The organism is Paenibacillus sp. PK4536, from assembly GCF_028594455.2.
Classification (GTDB): Bacteria; Bacillota; Bacilli; order Paenibacillales; family Paenibacillaceae; genus Saccharibacillus; species Saccharibacillus nuruki.
In genome coordinates this window covers 3,456,960-3,473,912 of sequence record NZ_CP126313.1, presented here as the reverse complement: position 1 = coordinate 3,473,912, position 16,953 = coordinate 3,456,960, and the positions used below count along the sequence as shown (strand labels likewise).

At 40.6% G+C, this 16,953-nt stretch carries 14 protein-coding genes and 2 riboswitches; of the genes, 2 read left to right on the top strand and 12 right to left on the bottom strand.

Annotation, left to right across the window (positions count from 1 at the left end; translation table 11 throughout):
* Positions 1-12 precede the first annotated feature (12 nt).
* The 8 genes from PO903_RS15585 to PO903_RS15555 form a co-directional block, all read right to left on the bottom strand.
* Positions 13-2,355: a histidine kinase gene (locus PO903_RS15585; RefSeq protein ID WP_069328194.1), complete on the bottom strand. Its 2,343-nt coding sequence runs from the start codon at positions 2,353-2,355 to the stop codon at positions 13-15.
* Entirely contained in the window at positions 2,352-2,927 is a 576-nt protein-coding gene (gene kdpC / locus PO903_RS15580) for a potassium-transporting ATPase subunit KdpC (RefSeq protein ID WP_273593878.1), read from the bottom strand. Before kdpC ends, PO903_RS15585 begins: the two co-directional genes overlap by 4 nt.
* A gap of 68 nt (positions 2,928-2,995) precedes the next feature.
* The gene (gene kdpB / locus PO903_RS15575; protein WP_069328192.1) at positions 2,996-5,023 is read right to left on the bottom strand and encodes a potassium-transporting ATPase subunit KdpB; all 2,028 of its coding nucleotides are present in this window, start codon (positions 5,021-5,023) and stop codon (positions 2,996-2,998) included.
* 75 nt (positions 5,024-5,098) lie between these two features.
* Positions 5,099-6,769: a potassium-transporting ATPase subunit KdpA gene (gene kdpA / locus PO903_RS15570; protein WP_273593877.1), complete on the bottom strand. Its 1,671-nt coding sequence runs from the start codon at positions 6,767-6,769 to the stop codon at positions 5,099-5,101.
* A gap of 19 nt (positions 6,770-6,788) precedes the next feature.
* Positions 6,789-6,869, bottom strand: a complete 81-nt coding sequence (kdpF, locus tag PO903_RS22300) for a K(+)-transporting ATPase subunit F (RefSeq protein WP_083243537.1) — start codon at positions 6,867-6,869, stop codon at positions 6,789-6,791.
* A 248-nt stretch (positions 6,870-7,117) separates the two neighbouring features.
* Positions 7,118-7,300: riboswitch (cyclic di-AMP (ydaO/yuaA leader) on the bottom strand.
* A gap of 61 nt (positions 7,301-7,361) precedes the next feature.
* Positions 7,362-7,565, bottom strand: a riboswitch (cyclic di-AMP (ydaO/yuaA leader).
* A gap of 302 nt (positions 7,566-7,867) precedes the next feature.
* The gene (locus PO903_RS15565) at positions 7,868-9,229 is read right to left on the bottom strand and encodes a carboxypeptidase regulatory-like domain-containing protein (RefSeq protein ID WP_273593876.1); all 1,362 of its coding nucleotides are present in this window, start codon (positions 9,227-9,229) and stop codon (positions 7,868-7,870) included.
* Between the two features lie 179 nt (positions 9,230-9,408).
* A complete protein-coding gene (locus PO903_RS15560) occupies positions 9,409-10,959 on the bottom strand; it encodes an SMI1/KNR4 family protein (protein WP_273593875.1) in 1,551 nt (516 codons plus the stop codon).
* 208 nt (positions 10,960-11,167) lie between these two features.
* Positions 11,168-11,371: a DUF4177 domain-containing protein gene (locus PO903_RS15555; RefSeq protein ID WP_069328188.1), complete on the bottom strand. Its 204-nt coding sequence runs from the start codon at positions 11,369-11,371 to the stop codon at positions 11,168-11,170.
* 233 nt (positions 11,372-11,604) lie between these two features.
* Between PO903_RS15555 and PO903_RS15550 the strand changes: the two genes are divergently transcribed.
* On the top strand, positions 11,605-12,201 hold the full coding sequence (locus PO903_RS15550; RefSeq protein ID WP_069328187.1) for a histidine phosphatase family protein: 597 nt from the start codon (positions 11,605-11,607) through the stop codon (positions 12,199-12,201).
* A 107-nt stretch (positions 12,202-12,308) separates the two neighbouring features.
* Here PO903_RS15550 and PO903_RS15545 read toward each other — a convergent pair whose 3' ends face one another.
* From PO903_RS15545 to PO903_RS15535, 3 genes are all read right to left on the bottom strand, one after another.
* The gene (locus PO903_RS15545) at positions 12,309-13,220 is read right to left on the bottom strand and encodes a YwqG family protein (RefSeq protein ID WP_273593874.1); all 912 of its coding nucleotides are present in this window, start codon (positions 13,218-13,220) and stop codon (positions 12,309-12,311) included.
* A 105-nt stretch (positions 13,221-13,325) separates the two neighbouring features.
* A complete protein-coding gene (locus PO903_RS15540) occupies positions 13,326-13,559 on the bottom strand; it encodes a hypothetical protein (protein WP_273593873.1) in 234 nt (77 codons plus the stop codon).
* A gap of 477 nt (positions 13,560-14,036) precedes the next feature.
* Positions 14,037-14,897 carry a helix-turn-helix transcriptional regulator gene (locus tag PO903_RS15535; protein ID WP_273593872.1) on the bottom strand — a complete coding sequence of 287 codons (861 nt, stop codon included), beginning with the start codon at positions 14,895-14,897 and terminating at the stop codon, positions 14,037-14,039.
* 226 nt (positions 14,898-15,123) lie between these two features.
* Here PO903_RS15535 and fabF point away from each other — a divergent pair, with 226 nt between their 5' ends.
* Positions 15,124-16,359 carry a beta-ketoacyl-ACP synthase II gene (gene fabF / locus PO903_RS15530; protein WP_273593871.1) on the top strand — a complete coding sequence of 412 codons (1,236 nt, stop codon included), beginning with the start codon at positions 15,124-15,126 and terminating at the stop codon, positions 16,357-16,359.
* Positions 16,360-16,388: 29 nt separating this feature from the next.
* Here fabF and PO903_RS15525 read toward each other — a convergent pair whose 3' ends face one another.
* Positions 16,389-16,871, bottom strand: coding sequence for a P-loop NTPase family protein (locus PO903_RS15525; protein WP_137225016.1), 483 nt, complete (start codon positions 16,869-16,871; stop codon positions 16,389-16,391).
* Between the last annotated feature and the right edge of the window lie 82 nt (positions 16,872-16,953).

Here is a 16,953-nt window from a genome sequence, read left to right as displayed (position 1 = left end):
ATCTATCTACAATTAAGTTTCTCGATCTGCTACCACCAGAATATCCATATTGCGTGCATAACGTAATACTTTTTTCAATAATGAATCTCTGCCCCATCTTTTCCAAGGTGGGGTACTTGTCTGTCCAAGAATCATCTGAGTTGCATGGTACGATTGCGCTTCTTCTACAATAGATTGGGCTAAACGTTGACGTAGTGGTTGATAGCGAATCTCAAATTCTCCGCCTAGACGTACTGTTAAATGATGCAACTTATCTGCTTTGTCCGCTATTACACCTGCCAGTGAGAACTCGCTACCCAGATGAATATACGAAACGATTAATTTGGCTTTGAGTCGATAGGCAATGCGGAATCCGCGCCGAATCAGACGCTCTGCTTCATGATCTAATTTAACACCTACGAAAATAATTTCTTCTCGTTGCCAAGGGCCACGCAATGAATCTTTACGCTCCCACGATTCTAAACGCTCATCGACATCATCAGCGACTTCACGTAATGCCAATTCACGTAAAGCAATCAGATTACCCATTTTGAAAAAGTTACTGAGTGCCTGTTCGACTTTGGACGCAGCGTAAATCTTGCCTTCTTGTAATCGTTGGCGTAACGTCTGTGGCGTAACATCAATCAATTCTACCTCATCTGCCAAATGCAAAATGGAATCCGGTACTGTTTCTCGTACACGAACTCCTGTGATTTGTTCAACAGCATCATTTAAGCTTTCCAAATGCTGAATATTGACTGTAGATATCACTGAAATGCCTGCTGCTAATAACTCTGTGATATCTTCATATCGCTTACTATTACGGCTCCCCGGTACATTGGTATGAGCTAATTCATCGACCAAAACGACTTCTGGGTTACGTTCAATAATCTTTTGTACATCTAATTCTTCTAAATGATGATCACCATACTTGATCACTTGCTTTGGTAATAATGTCAATGAAGCCGCTTGATCTGCTGTTTCTTGTCGTCCATGAGTTTCTAATAAACCGATCACAACATCTATACCTTGGCGATGCAGTTCGTTACCTTCACGTAGCATTGTATATGTTTTGCCGACTCCGGGTGCTGCTCCTACATATACTTTGAATGTACCGCGCCGAATATGGTCAATTTGACGAGCAATTTCTTCTGAAGGTAAACGACGATAGACATCTTCTTTTTTAGGAACATTCACTTTAGCTGTTTTGGCAGGTAAAATACGTTCTCCTTCTTGCTCTGCACGATCTGCCATCAAAAAAATATCAATATCCCGTGTCATTAACAATACACCATTAATCACAGAACGATTGATCCATTCTTGCCAGCGATTTTGGCGTGAATGTCCTAATACAATTCGTGTTACTTGGTGTTCTTTGGCATAACGTACCACTTGTCTTGGTAATCTGCGCTTAGAGATCATTGCCACTTCTTCAAATACGCCACCCACTTGAGTCGATAACTCACGAATCGAACGCTTGAATGTTTCTTCTTCACGATTGAGCTTACGTGCTTTATTTTGAAAAGAAACAACTAACAAATCTCCACTTAACCGCCGGGCAATCTGTTGTCCACGCCGGATATAAATAGAACCATTCCAGTGGTACTGCACAGATACCATAATACGTTCTGCTGTTCCTGTAGGTCCGGTTAGCCCTTGTTCGGCACGATGCTTCTCCAGTGTACCGCCTACTCCCTCTGCCACAGTACGCAGTGCTAATTCACGTAACACAGCCAGATTCCCACGTTCAAAAAAAGCACGGTCACTACTATTATCTAACAGACCAGCAGAATAACGTTGCAACACCACTTCTGGCGTGACATCAATTAATCGAACTTCATCGGCTTGGTGTAATGTATCCGCAGGAACCGTACATTCCACTTCTCGGCCGATATACTGCTGAGCCAATTGAGCCGAACCTTCCAGTTCATATACATTAACTGTTACCATCACACTGATTCCATGTTCCAATAGATAACGAATATCTTCCCAACGTGTCCGATGCTTCGCTTCAGGTCGATTCATATGAGCCAGATGATCGACTAAAACGACCTCTGGATTGCGCATAATAATCTGTTCTAGATTCAAATCTTTTTGTTCCCACTGTTGCCCTTGCTTGTCTTCTTTCACCCAATGGATACTTGGAATGCGTTCTAGATCGCCTAATTGTTGCATCGTTTCCGGACGTTGTAAGGTAGATACGGCACAAATAACAACATCTATTCCTTCTTGACGGAGCATCTGACCATCCCGAAGCATATGGTACGTTTTACCGGAGCCACTTACGGCTCCGATATATACTTTCAAACGTCCCTGTTTTAATTTGGTGATCATTTGTAACAATTCTTCAGGTGTTTTGCGACGAAAAGTATTCATGATGCAGACAGCTCTTTTTGCAAAGCTAGATTCAGTTTCAATACATTAACGGCTGGTTCACCGAATATACCTAATTGTCGGGATGATGTATTTTGCTGAACTAAAGCTTGTAATTGATCTGCTGAGACTCCTGTTAATGAACTAATTCTTGGAATCTGAGCTTTAGCGGATTCAGGGCTAATATCAGGATCTAATCCTGAACCTGAATTGGTGATCAAATCTACCGGTAAAGAAGATACGGGAACATCTGGATTTTGCTTTTGCCATGTACCTACAGATTCTTGCAGGCGTTTGAGCAATTCTGGATTAGATGGTGCAAAGTTTGGTGATCCTGATCCATTCGCATTGTAATCAATACTGGATATCCGTCCTTGGAAATATTGAGGTTCTGTAAATGATTGTCCGATCAGTTCAGAACCAACAACCTGATTGTTACTATTATAAATAAGACTTCCATCCGCCTGCTTGGACATCAATGCTTGCGCAACCCCTGTAACTGCTAGTTGATAGAACACACAACAGAGCAGAAATAAAATGATACTTGTTCGTAAAGTCACCCATACCGTTCTCATACCTATTCTTTCCCTTCATTTCTTAGTAGTCATTTCAAAGTATCTGTATCGTTCGTTGAACTTATTTCTTATAAAAAAGTCTGCATAATCAAATCAATACATTTGATACCGACAAAAGGAACGACTACTCCCCCAAATCCATAGATAAATAGATTACGACGCAATAATTTGGTAGAACTCATTGGCTTATAAGCGACACCTTTCATCGCTAGTGGAATCAGAATCGGAATAATGATGGCATTAAAGATTAGCGCTGATAAAATAGCAGACATTGGTGAATGTAGGTTCATAATATTCAGCACTTGCATTTGCGGAATAGCCACCATAAACATCGCTGGAATAATTGCAAAATATTTAGCAATATCATTCGCAATACTGAATGTGGTTAAGCTACCACGAGTCATCAATAGCTGTTTACCAATAGCGACCACTTCGATAATTTTGGAAGGATCGGAATCCAGATCGATCATATTGGCTGCTTCTTTGGCAGCAACTGTACCACTATTCATCGCAATCCCTACATCGGCTTGTGCAAGTGCAGGTGCATCATTGGTACCATCACCTGTCATTGCAACTAATTTACCTTCTGCTTGTTCACGGCGAATAACGGCTATTTTGTCTTCCGGCGTACTTTCAGCGATATAATCATCCACTCCTGCTTCCCTTGCAATCGTTGCTGCGGTTAGTGGATTATCCCCTGTACACATAATCGTTTTGATACCCATACTACGCATTTGTTCAAAACGTTCTTTCATACCTGCTTTGACTGTATCTTTAAGATAAATCAATCCATAAATTTCTTGATCTACAGCCACTGCAAGAGGTGTTCCTCCAGCAGAAGCAATAGCATCATTATTGGCTTGTAGATTATCCGGAATAGTTCCTCCCTGAGACACAACCCATTTTCTGATTGCATCGACCGCGCCTTTACGTACTTTGCGACCATCGGTAAGATCCAGACCGCTCATTCGTGTCTCTGCACGGAACTCGATAATCTCTGCGCCTTCGCTTAACGATTGCGGATATTCCCAATTTTGCTTTTTCATCAATTCTAGAACAGAACGACCTTCTGGTGTCTCGTCAAAAGCAGAACTTACGGCTGCCCATTCGCCGACTTCTTGTGGTGAATGTCCTTCTGTCGGTACAAATTCGCTAGCCATCCGATTACCATACGTAATCGTACCTGTTTTATCTAAAATAATCGTATTGATATCACCAGAAGCTTCTACTGCTTTCCCTGACATTGCTAATACATTAAAGCGTGTTACCCGATCCATCCCAGCGATCCCAATAGCAGATAACAATCCACCGATCGTTGTTGGTATTAAGCAGACTAACAACGCAATAAGTACAGGTACAGATAGAACAATATTTAAGTAGCTCGCCATAAAAGGCAATGTAACAACAACCATTAAAAAGATAATTGTTAAGCTTATCAACACTGTGTTTAGCGCAATTTCATTAGGTGTCTTCTGACGTTCAGCACCTTCGACCAGACTAATCATCCGATCCATAAACGATTCACCTGGATCGCTTGTAATACGAATAATGATCTCATCACTAATCACCATCGTACCACCAGTGACAGAACTAAAGTCTCCACCTGCTTCTTTGATCACGGGAGCTGATTCGCCTGTAATCGCTGATTCGTCCACAGATGCCAGTCCTTTAATGACTTCGCCATCACCAGGAATCATTTCGCCCTGTACCACTTTGACGATATCGCCTTTACGTAGTTGAGTGGAAGATACAGCGACAATCTGCTCGCCTTCGATCCGATTCGCAATAATTTCTTTTTGTGTATTTTTCATGGAATCGGCTTGAGCTTTACCTCGTCCTTCGGCTAACGCTTCTGCAAAGTTCGCAAATAGTATCGTGAACAAAAGAATAATAGCGACAGCAATATTAAATCCTGTTGAAACCGATTCGCCAAAAGCATTAGGGACAAAAATTAACAATAAACTAATAATCAAGCCTACTTCTACTACAAACATTACTGGATTACGTGCCATTAGTTTAGGATTTAATTTGATCACGGACTGCTGTAAAGCTTTGGAGATCAAGTCCCGGCTCATCATTGATGATTTACTTTTCATTACATTGTTCCTCCACTTAGCGTTTGGTAGTATACACGCACTATATATTGATAGAAAAAGATAAGATGTTGCTGTTTACAATGTGAGCATTTCTGCAATAGGTCCAAGTACAACTACCGGGAAAAACGTAAGCGCACCGACTAAAATAACAGAAATAATAAACATACCGCCGAATAACGCTTGATCTGTTCGTAACGTTCCGCTTGTTTCTGGAACAGGTTTTTTCGCCATTAATGAGCCTGCAACAGCTAACAATGTCACCATTGAGAAGTAACGACTGATAAACATCACAACACCTGTCATGATATTCCAGAATGGTGTGTTATCGCCCAAGCCTTCAAATCCTGAACCGTTATTCGCTGCTGATGATGTAAATTCATAGAGCGCTTGAGTCAGTCCATGATAACCCGGATTCGAAATCGTATCTGCCTGCGTCATTAAAGCAATCGCTGTAGGCGCTAAGACCAGTAGAGGCTGAATAAGTAATGTGACGGCAATCAATTTCATTTCTTTGCCTTCAATTTTGCGACCGAGAAATTCAGGTGTGCGTCCAACCATAAGACCGGATAAGAACACCGCAATAATGGCATACATTAGAATATTCAACAGTCCTACACCTGAACCGCCAAATACTGTATTTAGCATCATATTTCCTAATGCAATCAATCCACCGAGTGGTGTTAACGTATCATGCATGTTATTGACAGCACCAGTCTCTGAAGCGGTAGTAACTACAGAGTAGAACGAAGATTGAGCTTCGCCTAATCGTACTTCTTTACCTTCCATCGATCCTGCATTGTGCTGGATACCTAATTGATTAATCAATGGATTTCCTTGATATTCACTTGCAAGAGATACACTAAGCATCACGACAAACATCATAACCATCGAAACGAATAATACTCGGCCTTGCTTCGAGTTGCCGACCATTTTACCGTACGTAAATGGTAATGACATTGGAACCAGTAACATCATCAGCATTTGCAACATATTACTGAATCCGCCTGGATTTTCAAAAGGATGTGCAGAGTTGGCTCCAAAATAACCACCACCGTTATTCCCTAATTCTTTGATCGCTAGAAATGATCCAATTGGACCTACACCAATCTGTTGCTCTGTTCCTTGTAACGTCTGAGCTGTCACTACAGTATGCAACGTCTGCGGCATACCTAATCCAACAAACACAAGCGCCATAATAAAAGTAAGAGGTAGCAAAATCCGTGTAATTGCTCGTACTAGATCCGTAAAGAAATTACCTAGAGGCTTACCGGTTATTCCTCTAATAAATGCAATTGCAACCGCAATCCCTGTTGCCGGTGATACAAACATCATAAAGATAATTGCTGTCATCTGTGAAAATAAAGATAAACCACTTTCACCACTATAATGCTGTAAATTGGTATTCGTCATAAAGCTAATCGCTGTATTGAACGCTAGATCAGGGCTCATATTCGTAATGCCCGCTGGGTTCAAAGGTAATACATGTTGAAGACGGAAGATCGCATAAGCGATAAGCAAGATGACTGTATTACTGATCAATACGGCTCCAGCATATTGCTTCCATGTCTGATTTTCACCTTTGATTCCACCGAACCTGTAAATCCATTTTTCAATAGGATGAAACCAACGATCTAATCGATTGGGTGTATTGTCAAAAGCATGTGCAATATAATGTCCGGTTGGACGAGCGATGATTAAAGCGATAATAAAAGTGACTGCAATTCCGATATATGAAAAGATACTCACGATGTTCTCCCCTGACCCATTAGAATTTTTCTGGATAAATTAATGCGTAACATAGATAAATGGTTAATCCACCAATAATAATCCACAGCAGCCAAGTCATCGCTCATTCCTTCTTTCTCCGATAGCTACAGATGCCCATTGCAGCAACCCGCTCAACCCTACAGTAATCAACAAAACCAATCCAATCATTAATATATCCATCATATGTGAAGAACTCCCTGCATTCATTTTGGTTACTATGATTTGCTAAAAAAGGCACAAAAAAAGAAGCCTGGAGAAAAGCAGAACTTTTCCCCAGACTTCTACAAACACGCACACTTATCGTGTACCTGCCGAGTTGCTGGTTAGGAGTTCTCCCTTATACGCTTACGGAGTTAGCTGTCGGATTCGGGCTGGAAGATTGCCCGTTCCGGTAGATACCGGAATTCACCCCATGTTGTGTAGATCCTGATCATTTCCTATCAGTCCTCTTCATCAACGATTGGTTCCCCCGCTTTTCATATGCATATGAAAATTAAGCGTTGTGACATTGTTAACATATCAAAAAACACAGAGTCGTATTACACTGTGTCAGATCGGCACAAGCTTCACACTTCTCTCCTATCCACGCTTACGAGGTTAGCTGTCGGATTCGGGCGGTGAGAGTCGCCCTACTGCATTGTCTGACTGTACCATGGTTAGTCAGTATGCAGATTCACCCCAACGATTCACATTCCGGCTCTCACACCGTTTTGTGAAATCGCAATTTGGTTCCCCCGTTTTTCGGTTAGCACCGAAAACTCAGCGATCAAAAACATTGGAAACTTCATTTATATCAGTTGCTGAATCGTATTCATCAACTGCCTGCAATGAATAATACGCCTGTCCTTGTCAACTGTAAAGCTGAGAAAAGACGCAAAAAAAGCTGTGAATCATCACAGCTTTCATTTTCAGATAACTATTGAAAAGTTATCTATCGCAGGCTCCTATTTTCTCTCTTTTTCATCGTTTCTCTACTTTTTCACTGTTGTTACATCGCATTTATCATTCATTTACAATAGATTCTGAAAACGGTTATGTCATTTTTTACGCAAGATGCTATCATTTTTAAAATTATGGTCAACCTGTGTAGATTTCATAAGCGAAATGATACAGTGTGCTAATGTCTGAATTTAATGGCTTACCGTTGCTGAAAAATTGGATTCTGACAATATCATAATAATGTCTGTATTTGGATGATTGGAACGTATATTGCCCTACTCCTGGATTATCAATATTGACTGGCATTGTAAAGTTACCTGAAGCATCTGTCGTAGCTGTTCCGGGAATCACTTTGCCATTGAGAATTGTAGTGATATTAGTCGTTACGATAGCGTTCGCTACCGGATTGCCTGTAGCATCAAAAGCACGACCTGAGATCACGATATTGTTTTTGACACGCCACTTATTACCTTGTCCATAATTAATAAATCCATAGACACCACCATCTGTTGTAATATTACTAATCGCAACTCTGGATACATCTGCTGTCTGATAATTAACAGATAATTTGTATGGAGTCGTTAGATCAAATGTAGAAGGTGCTAAGACTTGAATATAATACGTTCCTGCGGGTAGTGTGACTTGACCGTTGGTATTCTGTGCCAGTGTTCCTTGACTCACCAGATTCGCATTAAATAACTGTAATTGATACGTTCCATAAGCAGATGTGTTGTCTAGACGAAGGTTCATTTTGGATTGAGCTGTCAAAGTGACTTTTGTCCAATCCTCGTCAAAACGATTATCAATATTCTGTGTGCTGACAAAAGGTGCTGATCCTTTATCTTTGGCTAACCATGGATTATCATCAGGCTCGCTTGCATCATAACTGTCTGAAGTGACAGCAAATACAGTAAATGGATTAGTGGTATCTGCTCCTTGATAAGAACTTACTCTAATAAAATAATATCCTGCTTTGGCAATATGACTAAGCTGTTCATATTGTGTTGGACCTTTGGTAGAAAAAGCAACCTGCTCGATCTCAGATGTCTCTTCATTCAAATAATATAGTGAAAGATCATAATCAACCGTAGCCGAATTAACTACACTTAAAAAAGAAGTCAGTTTCGCTGGATTAGTGACTTGAGTATAAAACCAGCGACTTTCTCCTTCAGCAGCAATGTAACCTTGATAGGCTTGTCCTGTCTGAATAAACAAAGCTTGATCCGGTGTAGTATTCGTTCCATACGTATCGTCAGCTACTACACTGAATGAACGAGCAGACGACGGCAACGTGATGGATTGTGATAATTCACTTTTTGAGATAGTCAAGAAATCTTTAGAGTTGTTCAATCCATTGTTTGGCGCAACATTTTGCACTAGAGGTGTAGTTACCCCCAAATCTTTATGTATTGCTGGAGTCTGTGCATGGGTGGTTACTCCTCCCCAACCTAAGCCTAATGTCACAAGTAATACTGTTATACCTACTAATTTCGTTTTCAAAATATCACTACTTTTTCAAATATATGTTATTTATTAGTAAATTATACCTAAAATAAAATTTGATAGTCAACTACATTTTTATCATTTTAGGTAAAAAATATTAAAAAATAAAAAAACTCTGTATCTTTTTAGCGATACAGAGTTTTTTGTGATTTATATTATATTCAAAATATAGCGCATTAACGTATATGACTATGCCAGATTTCTTCTTCTTCATCTGTCATTTCGCCTACAATTTTGTGGAATTTCACATATTGAGCGAATGTATCTTTTAACAACTGAAATTGAGCAAACGATCCGCTGAATTGTTCAAGTGAAACCGATTTGGAAACCGTCTCAATATTGCTAATCTGGCATCCACTGTTCAGTTCCAATTGCTTCAGATTAGGCAAATCGGCAATCGCTGAGATATCAGAGATACGTGTATCATGAATGGTCAGCATTTCCAATTGGTCACAAGCTTGTAGACAACTCATATCAGCAAAATAAGCATCTTCGATATGAAGCTTGCGTAAAGACAACGACTCACTAATATGTTGCCAGTCCTCCGCTGTCCATTCTCCAGGAGAGCATACTTTCAATTCCCGCAGTCCTGTGATCGAAGATAACGCTTGAACCGCTTGACGTGACGGTGATGAAAGAGCAAGGGTAGTCAACTGCTTCATCTGGGCTAAAGGCGTATAATCTTGAATACGCGTATCTGTGCAATCTAGATTACATAGATGTGGTAATGTGGCTAAAGGGTCCAAGTCTTCAATCAATGTTCCTTCGAGATTCACAATTTGCAAATAAGGTAATCCTCGTAATGGAGTCAGATCCCGAATCGGATTACGAACAAGATATAACTTTTTGAGTTCACGGCAATTCGCAAGCGGACGAATATCTTGAATATCATTGACACTTAGAATCAATTCACGCACTTCATGACAACGTTCTAGTGGTGTGATATCCGTTAGTTGTTCACGAATCAAAAAGATTTGATGAGCACGAGCGAACTCTTCCACAGTATTGGATTTGTTGATAATTCGGTCTCGCCAGCTATCATCCAACTGCTCAAACCATTCTTTTAACGGTATTTCTGATTCATTAGCTGGCGTATGGGCTTTGGGTAGATCAGCAAGCGCATAGGCCTGAGCATCTTTCAACATACGTGATTGTTCATTACGGCCATACATCCAATATTTGAATCCATCATCTTCTTCAATCGTATAATTTCCGTGACGAACCGTATCACGCATAAAATGAATAAATTCGCCCAGACTACGTGCAATCACATATTTCATTTCTTCATCACGTCCGAAATTAATTACCTGTCCAACGACTCCATGTTCAGCAGGAGACAAATCAATCCCTAGATGATTCCCCCCTCCATCATGACAAAAAGGAATCCAGTGACGATTGATATATTGCTCTTTGATCCAACCTGATGGAATCGAATAATGATCTCCCATCGTCTGGTACTCTGGTTCAAGCTCTGACCATATTTTCCATTCGCTAACCATCTCTTCCAGACTCAAAAATTGCAAGCCAAAAAAGAACCCCGGTCCACTACGAGACTCGCCATTGTGTATGTGATACAGTTCTTTCAGATCATCAGTGAAAGAGACACCAATTGTAGCTTCAGCTTGCTCTATTTCTTCATCTCCAGCAGAAGCTTTGAGCGCTTCTTCGAGACTATTCAATTCTGGTCGTAATATGGATTTAATTTCTTCAAGCCATGTTCCGATCATTGTTGTTTCCTCCTATTCGATGAGCCTTTCCTTGTGCTTATCATCATCGTCATTCATTAAAGTATACCGTTGCTGATGCTGCATACCTAATTTCGCAGCATGATTCACCTCAAATATAATATGTATTAACCGATATTAAAGGTAACGATTAACATTTCCAAAAAAAGGTATACATCTGTACGTACATAATACAGATGTAATTACAGGCTTAATCAAGCAATGCACTTCTTTTGAAAATCAAAATAATTTCTCGTGAACCACCTTGTGACAGACTGGTATCAAATGTCGATACAAGCTCCCATCCATCAAAACCATAGGCGTTCAATTGCTCTTGTAATTCGACATCATCTACTTTGCCACCGAGGAAACCTCCGGTGTGTAATTTGACTGTACGGTATTCCCATTGACTCATTGTATTCTTCCTTTCATCACCAAACATAATCTTCATTTATAAGCTTATGACTAAATATACACGATTACGTGTCAGGTTTCAAAACGTCATTTGGCAAGGCAGTACTTTTATTTTAAAATAAATAATGAATATCGTCCCTGTCCTTGCGTGACTATGTTAAACTAAAATTATCTACTTATTTTTTGTTCAGGTACAGAAAGACCATACTATTCTGGAGGAATTATACACGACTCATGACGAAGACAATCGGACTTGTCCGCCATTTTAAAGTAAATAAAGAATTTCCTCTTCGCCAGTTTGTCACAGTCAGTGAACTGATTGCTTGGCTTGAAGAATATGATATTGCGGATATCCATGATGGTACAACAGACTTGCGCGGATTTAATTGGGGAAAATGCTTTGCCAGCGATCTCCCGCGTGCGATCAAAACGGCACGTTCGATTTATGATGGCGAAATTACAGTAATGCCTGAGTTGCGTGAACTCACACCTCCAAGCTTCAATACGAATATACGTATTCCGTTTATCGGATGGGGCGTTCTTTTCAAAATGGCTCCTTTACTAAGCCGTAGATATCGTAAAATGATTCGAGAAGTCGAAGCACGTATCAATCGTGCACTAGATGTGATTTTATCTTCAGAGGAAGAACATATCCTTGTCGTGAGTCATTGGGCATTAATGCTGTATATGCGTAAGCAACTGGTCAAACGTGGCTTCAAAGGCCCACGAATGAGACAAGTGGAAAATGGGAAATTGCATGTTTTTCAAGCAATAACAGTTCAATCTCCTTATCCGATCAACAAAAAGCAAACCCATAATCAATTCGATTAAATAACGATTGAACCTCAATAGACTATCCTTTTCCTCAGAAACACTCAGGAACGGGATAGTCTATTTGAATATGTCTAATATAATATAAAGTAGCGCCCACAGCTTCTTTAGCTAGAATAGACAGAACAATACGTTCGTTTAAAGTTCAACTGAAGCAAATCTTCTTTGCGGATAAAAAAATGAATGACTCCGGCATCCCACCACATATAACCGATATCATCATCGCTTTCGATCTCCAATAACATCAGCATATCTTCAATCTCTTGATCTGCTTTCTGTTCATCGCCTTCCAAAACATCAACCAGCCATGCCCGGCGCTTCTGTATTTCATATGTATGCTTGCCTGTCAGTATCGAAGTGATGGCTTCAATCTCATCGTCTCCATGTTGTGATACAGGATAACCAAACATTTTCCCAATTGCATCATCGGGTTCATTATTCAACCCTTCGATCCACTCCAGATACTGTTCCTCAGACACACCATGATCTGCTAAGGCATCATATTCTAAATATCCGTAATTCGGAAATTCTATTTTGCCTTGAGCATGAACTTCATACGCTTGAAACGGTTGTTCTTCATCTTCTTCCAATATTGTCGTCCCTGCTGGTTCACGATAGTATAGTGATCCCATATCTTGCTCCGACATATACAGAATCTGATGCTCAATCTGGTAAGAGGGTTCATCTAATCCCACAAAAAAATAAAGCATTCCCTGACGCGGAAAATAATCAGGCAACCGATCTTCACCCACTTCGCTAACGATCTGTGACAAATTCAATTGAGCCAGTGAAGTCATATATTGTCCACCTTTAGTGCAAGGCCACTGGATATACGCAGGTAGATCAGGATAACCGCCTATACGCGATACTCCCACTTGCTGACTTCCATGCTGTCCACGTTCTAATTGAAGTACAGAACGCTGAGTAGCCTGTAAATATGGTGCTAATACAGACATCTGATGCTTATCCAGTAAGGATGGAATATAATCGCCTTGAAATGCTTTAGGCATCGAATTCATAAAGTCATCTTCCTTTGAAATAAGGTATTTTGTGTTGTAACCATCATTTCTCATTATCATGGTTGCGTTCATCGTGCCAAGCGCTACTAGCTAGCTATATTTCGATCAAGGCAATAACATCAATAGCATAAATCCACTGACCGGCACTATAATACCTACACCAATGCCCACATAAGGATAAGGTGTTTTCCAAAAAGAACGGGCTTCTTGGATATTCGACTTTTGCTTATGCCAGAAAGTGATCTGACGATCGAAGCTACGCATTAACTGTAAAGCATCCTGCTCACTACACTCGGATAATCTTTTTTTGTAAAGCGGCATAGGCAACGTCCCGTTCATGTTCTTGCCCTTGTAGAGAGTTCATCCGTTGCTCCTTCTTTCGTTATATGTTGTTGTCTTACATTATAAGATGTTCTCCGGTATTCACCGTCACATCAGGTTATTAAAGAATCCCTATGATTAGTCCGTCCACTTCCGTTGAACCACCCAATAATTCAAAAATCGCACAAAAAGACAGGAACTAATAATAATTAATATATACGCTGTATCTTTTTCCCAAGGAGCATGTCCATCCATAGATAGAAATAGGATTAAGACCAGAACACTTAGAAAGGATAAGCCTGTATTTTCACGATTATACTTCTGGAATCGATGATATACTGAACGGAAAATCAACAAAATAACGATCAAGGATGAACAGATTAAAGGATAATATTCTAACAATACAGCACCTCTTTTCACTTCTTTCTATCCGTATATCTGTCTATGGGATATATGGAAATTATAGTATAGAGACTGGAAAATTACAAAAGGTGTTTACAGCTCTAATCCTATTTCTTTGCTACGTTCCATTAAAGCTCTAAGCTTCACTTCTGTAGCTGAATCTTCTAAAGGCGTATAAATACTACACCGTAGATCGGTATTGCCTTGTACTTGTAATGAGGTAAGATCGAACAGCATTTTACCGGCTTTGGCATGTCGGAATTCGATCACAACTTCAGGTGCCGAACTGACTTTACTTTGCTCCCATAAATGATAAAAATCAGGATACAATTCACTCATCTCTGCAATGAATTGCTCATACCACTCATCATCTACATATTGACCATAATAAGCACGGAAAATCGCCAAAAATCCGCCTACAAAGTCATCCCAATTTACCGCTAAACGGCGAAACTCTTTACGTGAAAATAACAAACGAATCATATTGCGCCCCGGTTCAGGAATACTTTCAAAATCGAGAAACACATGTTTGGCGGCATCATTCCATCCAACAATATGACAATGTCGATCAGAAATAATCGTAGGACAGTATTGTAGCTGTTGTAAGATTTTGTATAGCGCAGGTGTAATAGAAGGAAGTTCTTCGGACAAAGGAACGATCGATGCACTTTTATCCAGCGCTAATGAAAATAAGTATTTCCGTTCATCCGGTGTTAGCAAAAAGGCTGATGCTATATTTTCCAATACAGAAGCAGATACTTGAATATCTCTGCCCTGCTCTAACCATGTATACCATGTTGTACTGACACCTGCTAATTGAGCGACTTCTTCCCGTCGTAATCCCGGAGTGCGTCGTCTAATGCCAACAATTAACCCCACTTGTTGAGGTAAAATCTTCGCCCGCTGAGCTTTGAGAAAAGAAGATAGGGCTTGTAACCGATGCTGTTGATTCACTGTATACCCTCCTTAGAGTGAATATGATTTTAATGCTCGTTTCATTACATATCAGTGTTCTATGATTTTGTTATTGGATTGATAGGTTTAAAAAGTATGCAGTAACCTGTTACTTATTATACTAGGATAAACGGTAACTTGTAATAGGATATTTTGCATGCCAGAATAACAGTGTAGAGGTCGCGTTTATACTGCCAAACCCAAACGCTTAGGAGGATAAAAAAGGATGGAACGAGTTGTGATTACAGGGATGGGGATTGTTTCTCCGTTAGGGAATGATATAAATACATTTTGGGATAATTTGGTGAAAGGTCAATCGGGTATTAGTATGATTGATGCGTTTGATACGTCACGGCACAAAGCCAAAATTGCAGGTGTGGTGCGTGATTTTGATGGGGATGCTTTATTTGGACGAAAAGAAGCTAGACGGATGGATCGCTTTGTTCAATTTGCAATCGCTGCGGCTGAGCAAGCTGTATCTCATGCGGGCTTAAATATCGAAGAAAGTGATCGTGAACGAATCGGTGTCTATGTCGGTTCAGGTACAGGTGGAATTCAATCGTTGTTGGATCAAGATCATATTTTATTAGATCGAGGACCTGAACGGGTAAGTCCTACACTGGTTCCGATGATGATCGCTAACAGTGCGGCCGCGATGATTAGTATTCGGCTTGGCACATGGGGACCGACGCTTTCACCTGTTACGGCTTGTTCGATCGGTAATACCGCTATTGGCGAAGCGATGCGAATGATTGCTTATGGAGATGCCGATGTGATTCTGGCAGGTGGTGCAGAAGCAGCGATCAATGAAGTCGCTCTCGCTAGCTTCGGCAATGCAACTGCTTTATCCACACGTAATGACGACCCAACCGCAGCCAGTCGTCCATTTGATCAATCCAGAGATGGTTTTGTAATGGCAGAAGGGGCTGGGATTGTGGTACTGGAATCTTTATCTCATGCGCTCGCTAGAAAAGCGACTATCTATGCTGAAGTAATCGGCTATGGAGCCAGTTCAGATGCTTATCATATGGTAGCGACTCATCCTGAAGGTCGTGGAGCTCATCAAGCCATGAAATCCGCATTGCGCAATGCAGGCATCACACCAGAGCAAGTCGATGTGATCAGCGCCCATGCGACCAGTACAGGCGTTGGAGATCGCTCGGAGACGTATGCGATCAAGCAATTATTTGGAGAACAGGCGTATCAGATTCCGGTGACTGCTAATAAGTCGATGTTAGGGCATATGCTCGGTGCGGCTGGCGGTGCAGAAGCGATAGCACTGGTTCAAATGCTACGTAATGGGATCATTCCACCGACGATTAATTTGCACCAAGCTGATGCAGAATGTGATCTCGATTATGTTCCTGAAGGTGCACGAAAAGCCGATCTCCAGATTGGATTATCCAACTCGTTCGGCTTTGGTGGTCATAATGCTGTTGTCGTTTTGAAAAAATACGAATAACCGTATAGTTATTCATTATGAACTCTACTTTATTGAACATACTTGGTTATGATGAGTTTGTGCTTATAAGGCTCTAATGCTTCGATAATATTTTTCTTCGTATGTCGTTCAAAATGATGATTCCATTCAATCATATTCATTAACGTACCGAATGAGAATCGATCTTGATCGACTTCTGTTCCTATTTTTTGACGCATAAAACGCAAAATCATTCGTCCATCTCGCACCAATGGAGACGGAGTCAAAAAAATGATCTGCTCTGCCATAGCAAAGCTAAACGTTAACCATTCATAATCCTGCCCCTCGACGATCCATGAGTCTTGCGAGACGATATCTAACAAGAGTTGTTCTCGCAGGGCAGGTATATTTCTGCGCTTCTTCTCCCCTGTTCCATTCCACACTAAATTTTCCAGTGCATAATGAGGAATACCCAATCTGCGAGATAATCGACGTGCCAGATGGGTTTTTCCACTTGCATGGGCGCCTATAATATGTATTTTCCTCGGTGTCATCTATGTTCACTCCTATTCGCTCGTTAGCCGCCCATTACGATCTGATGTCGTCTTTACTATACTAGCATAGGTTTAGTATAAA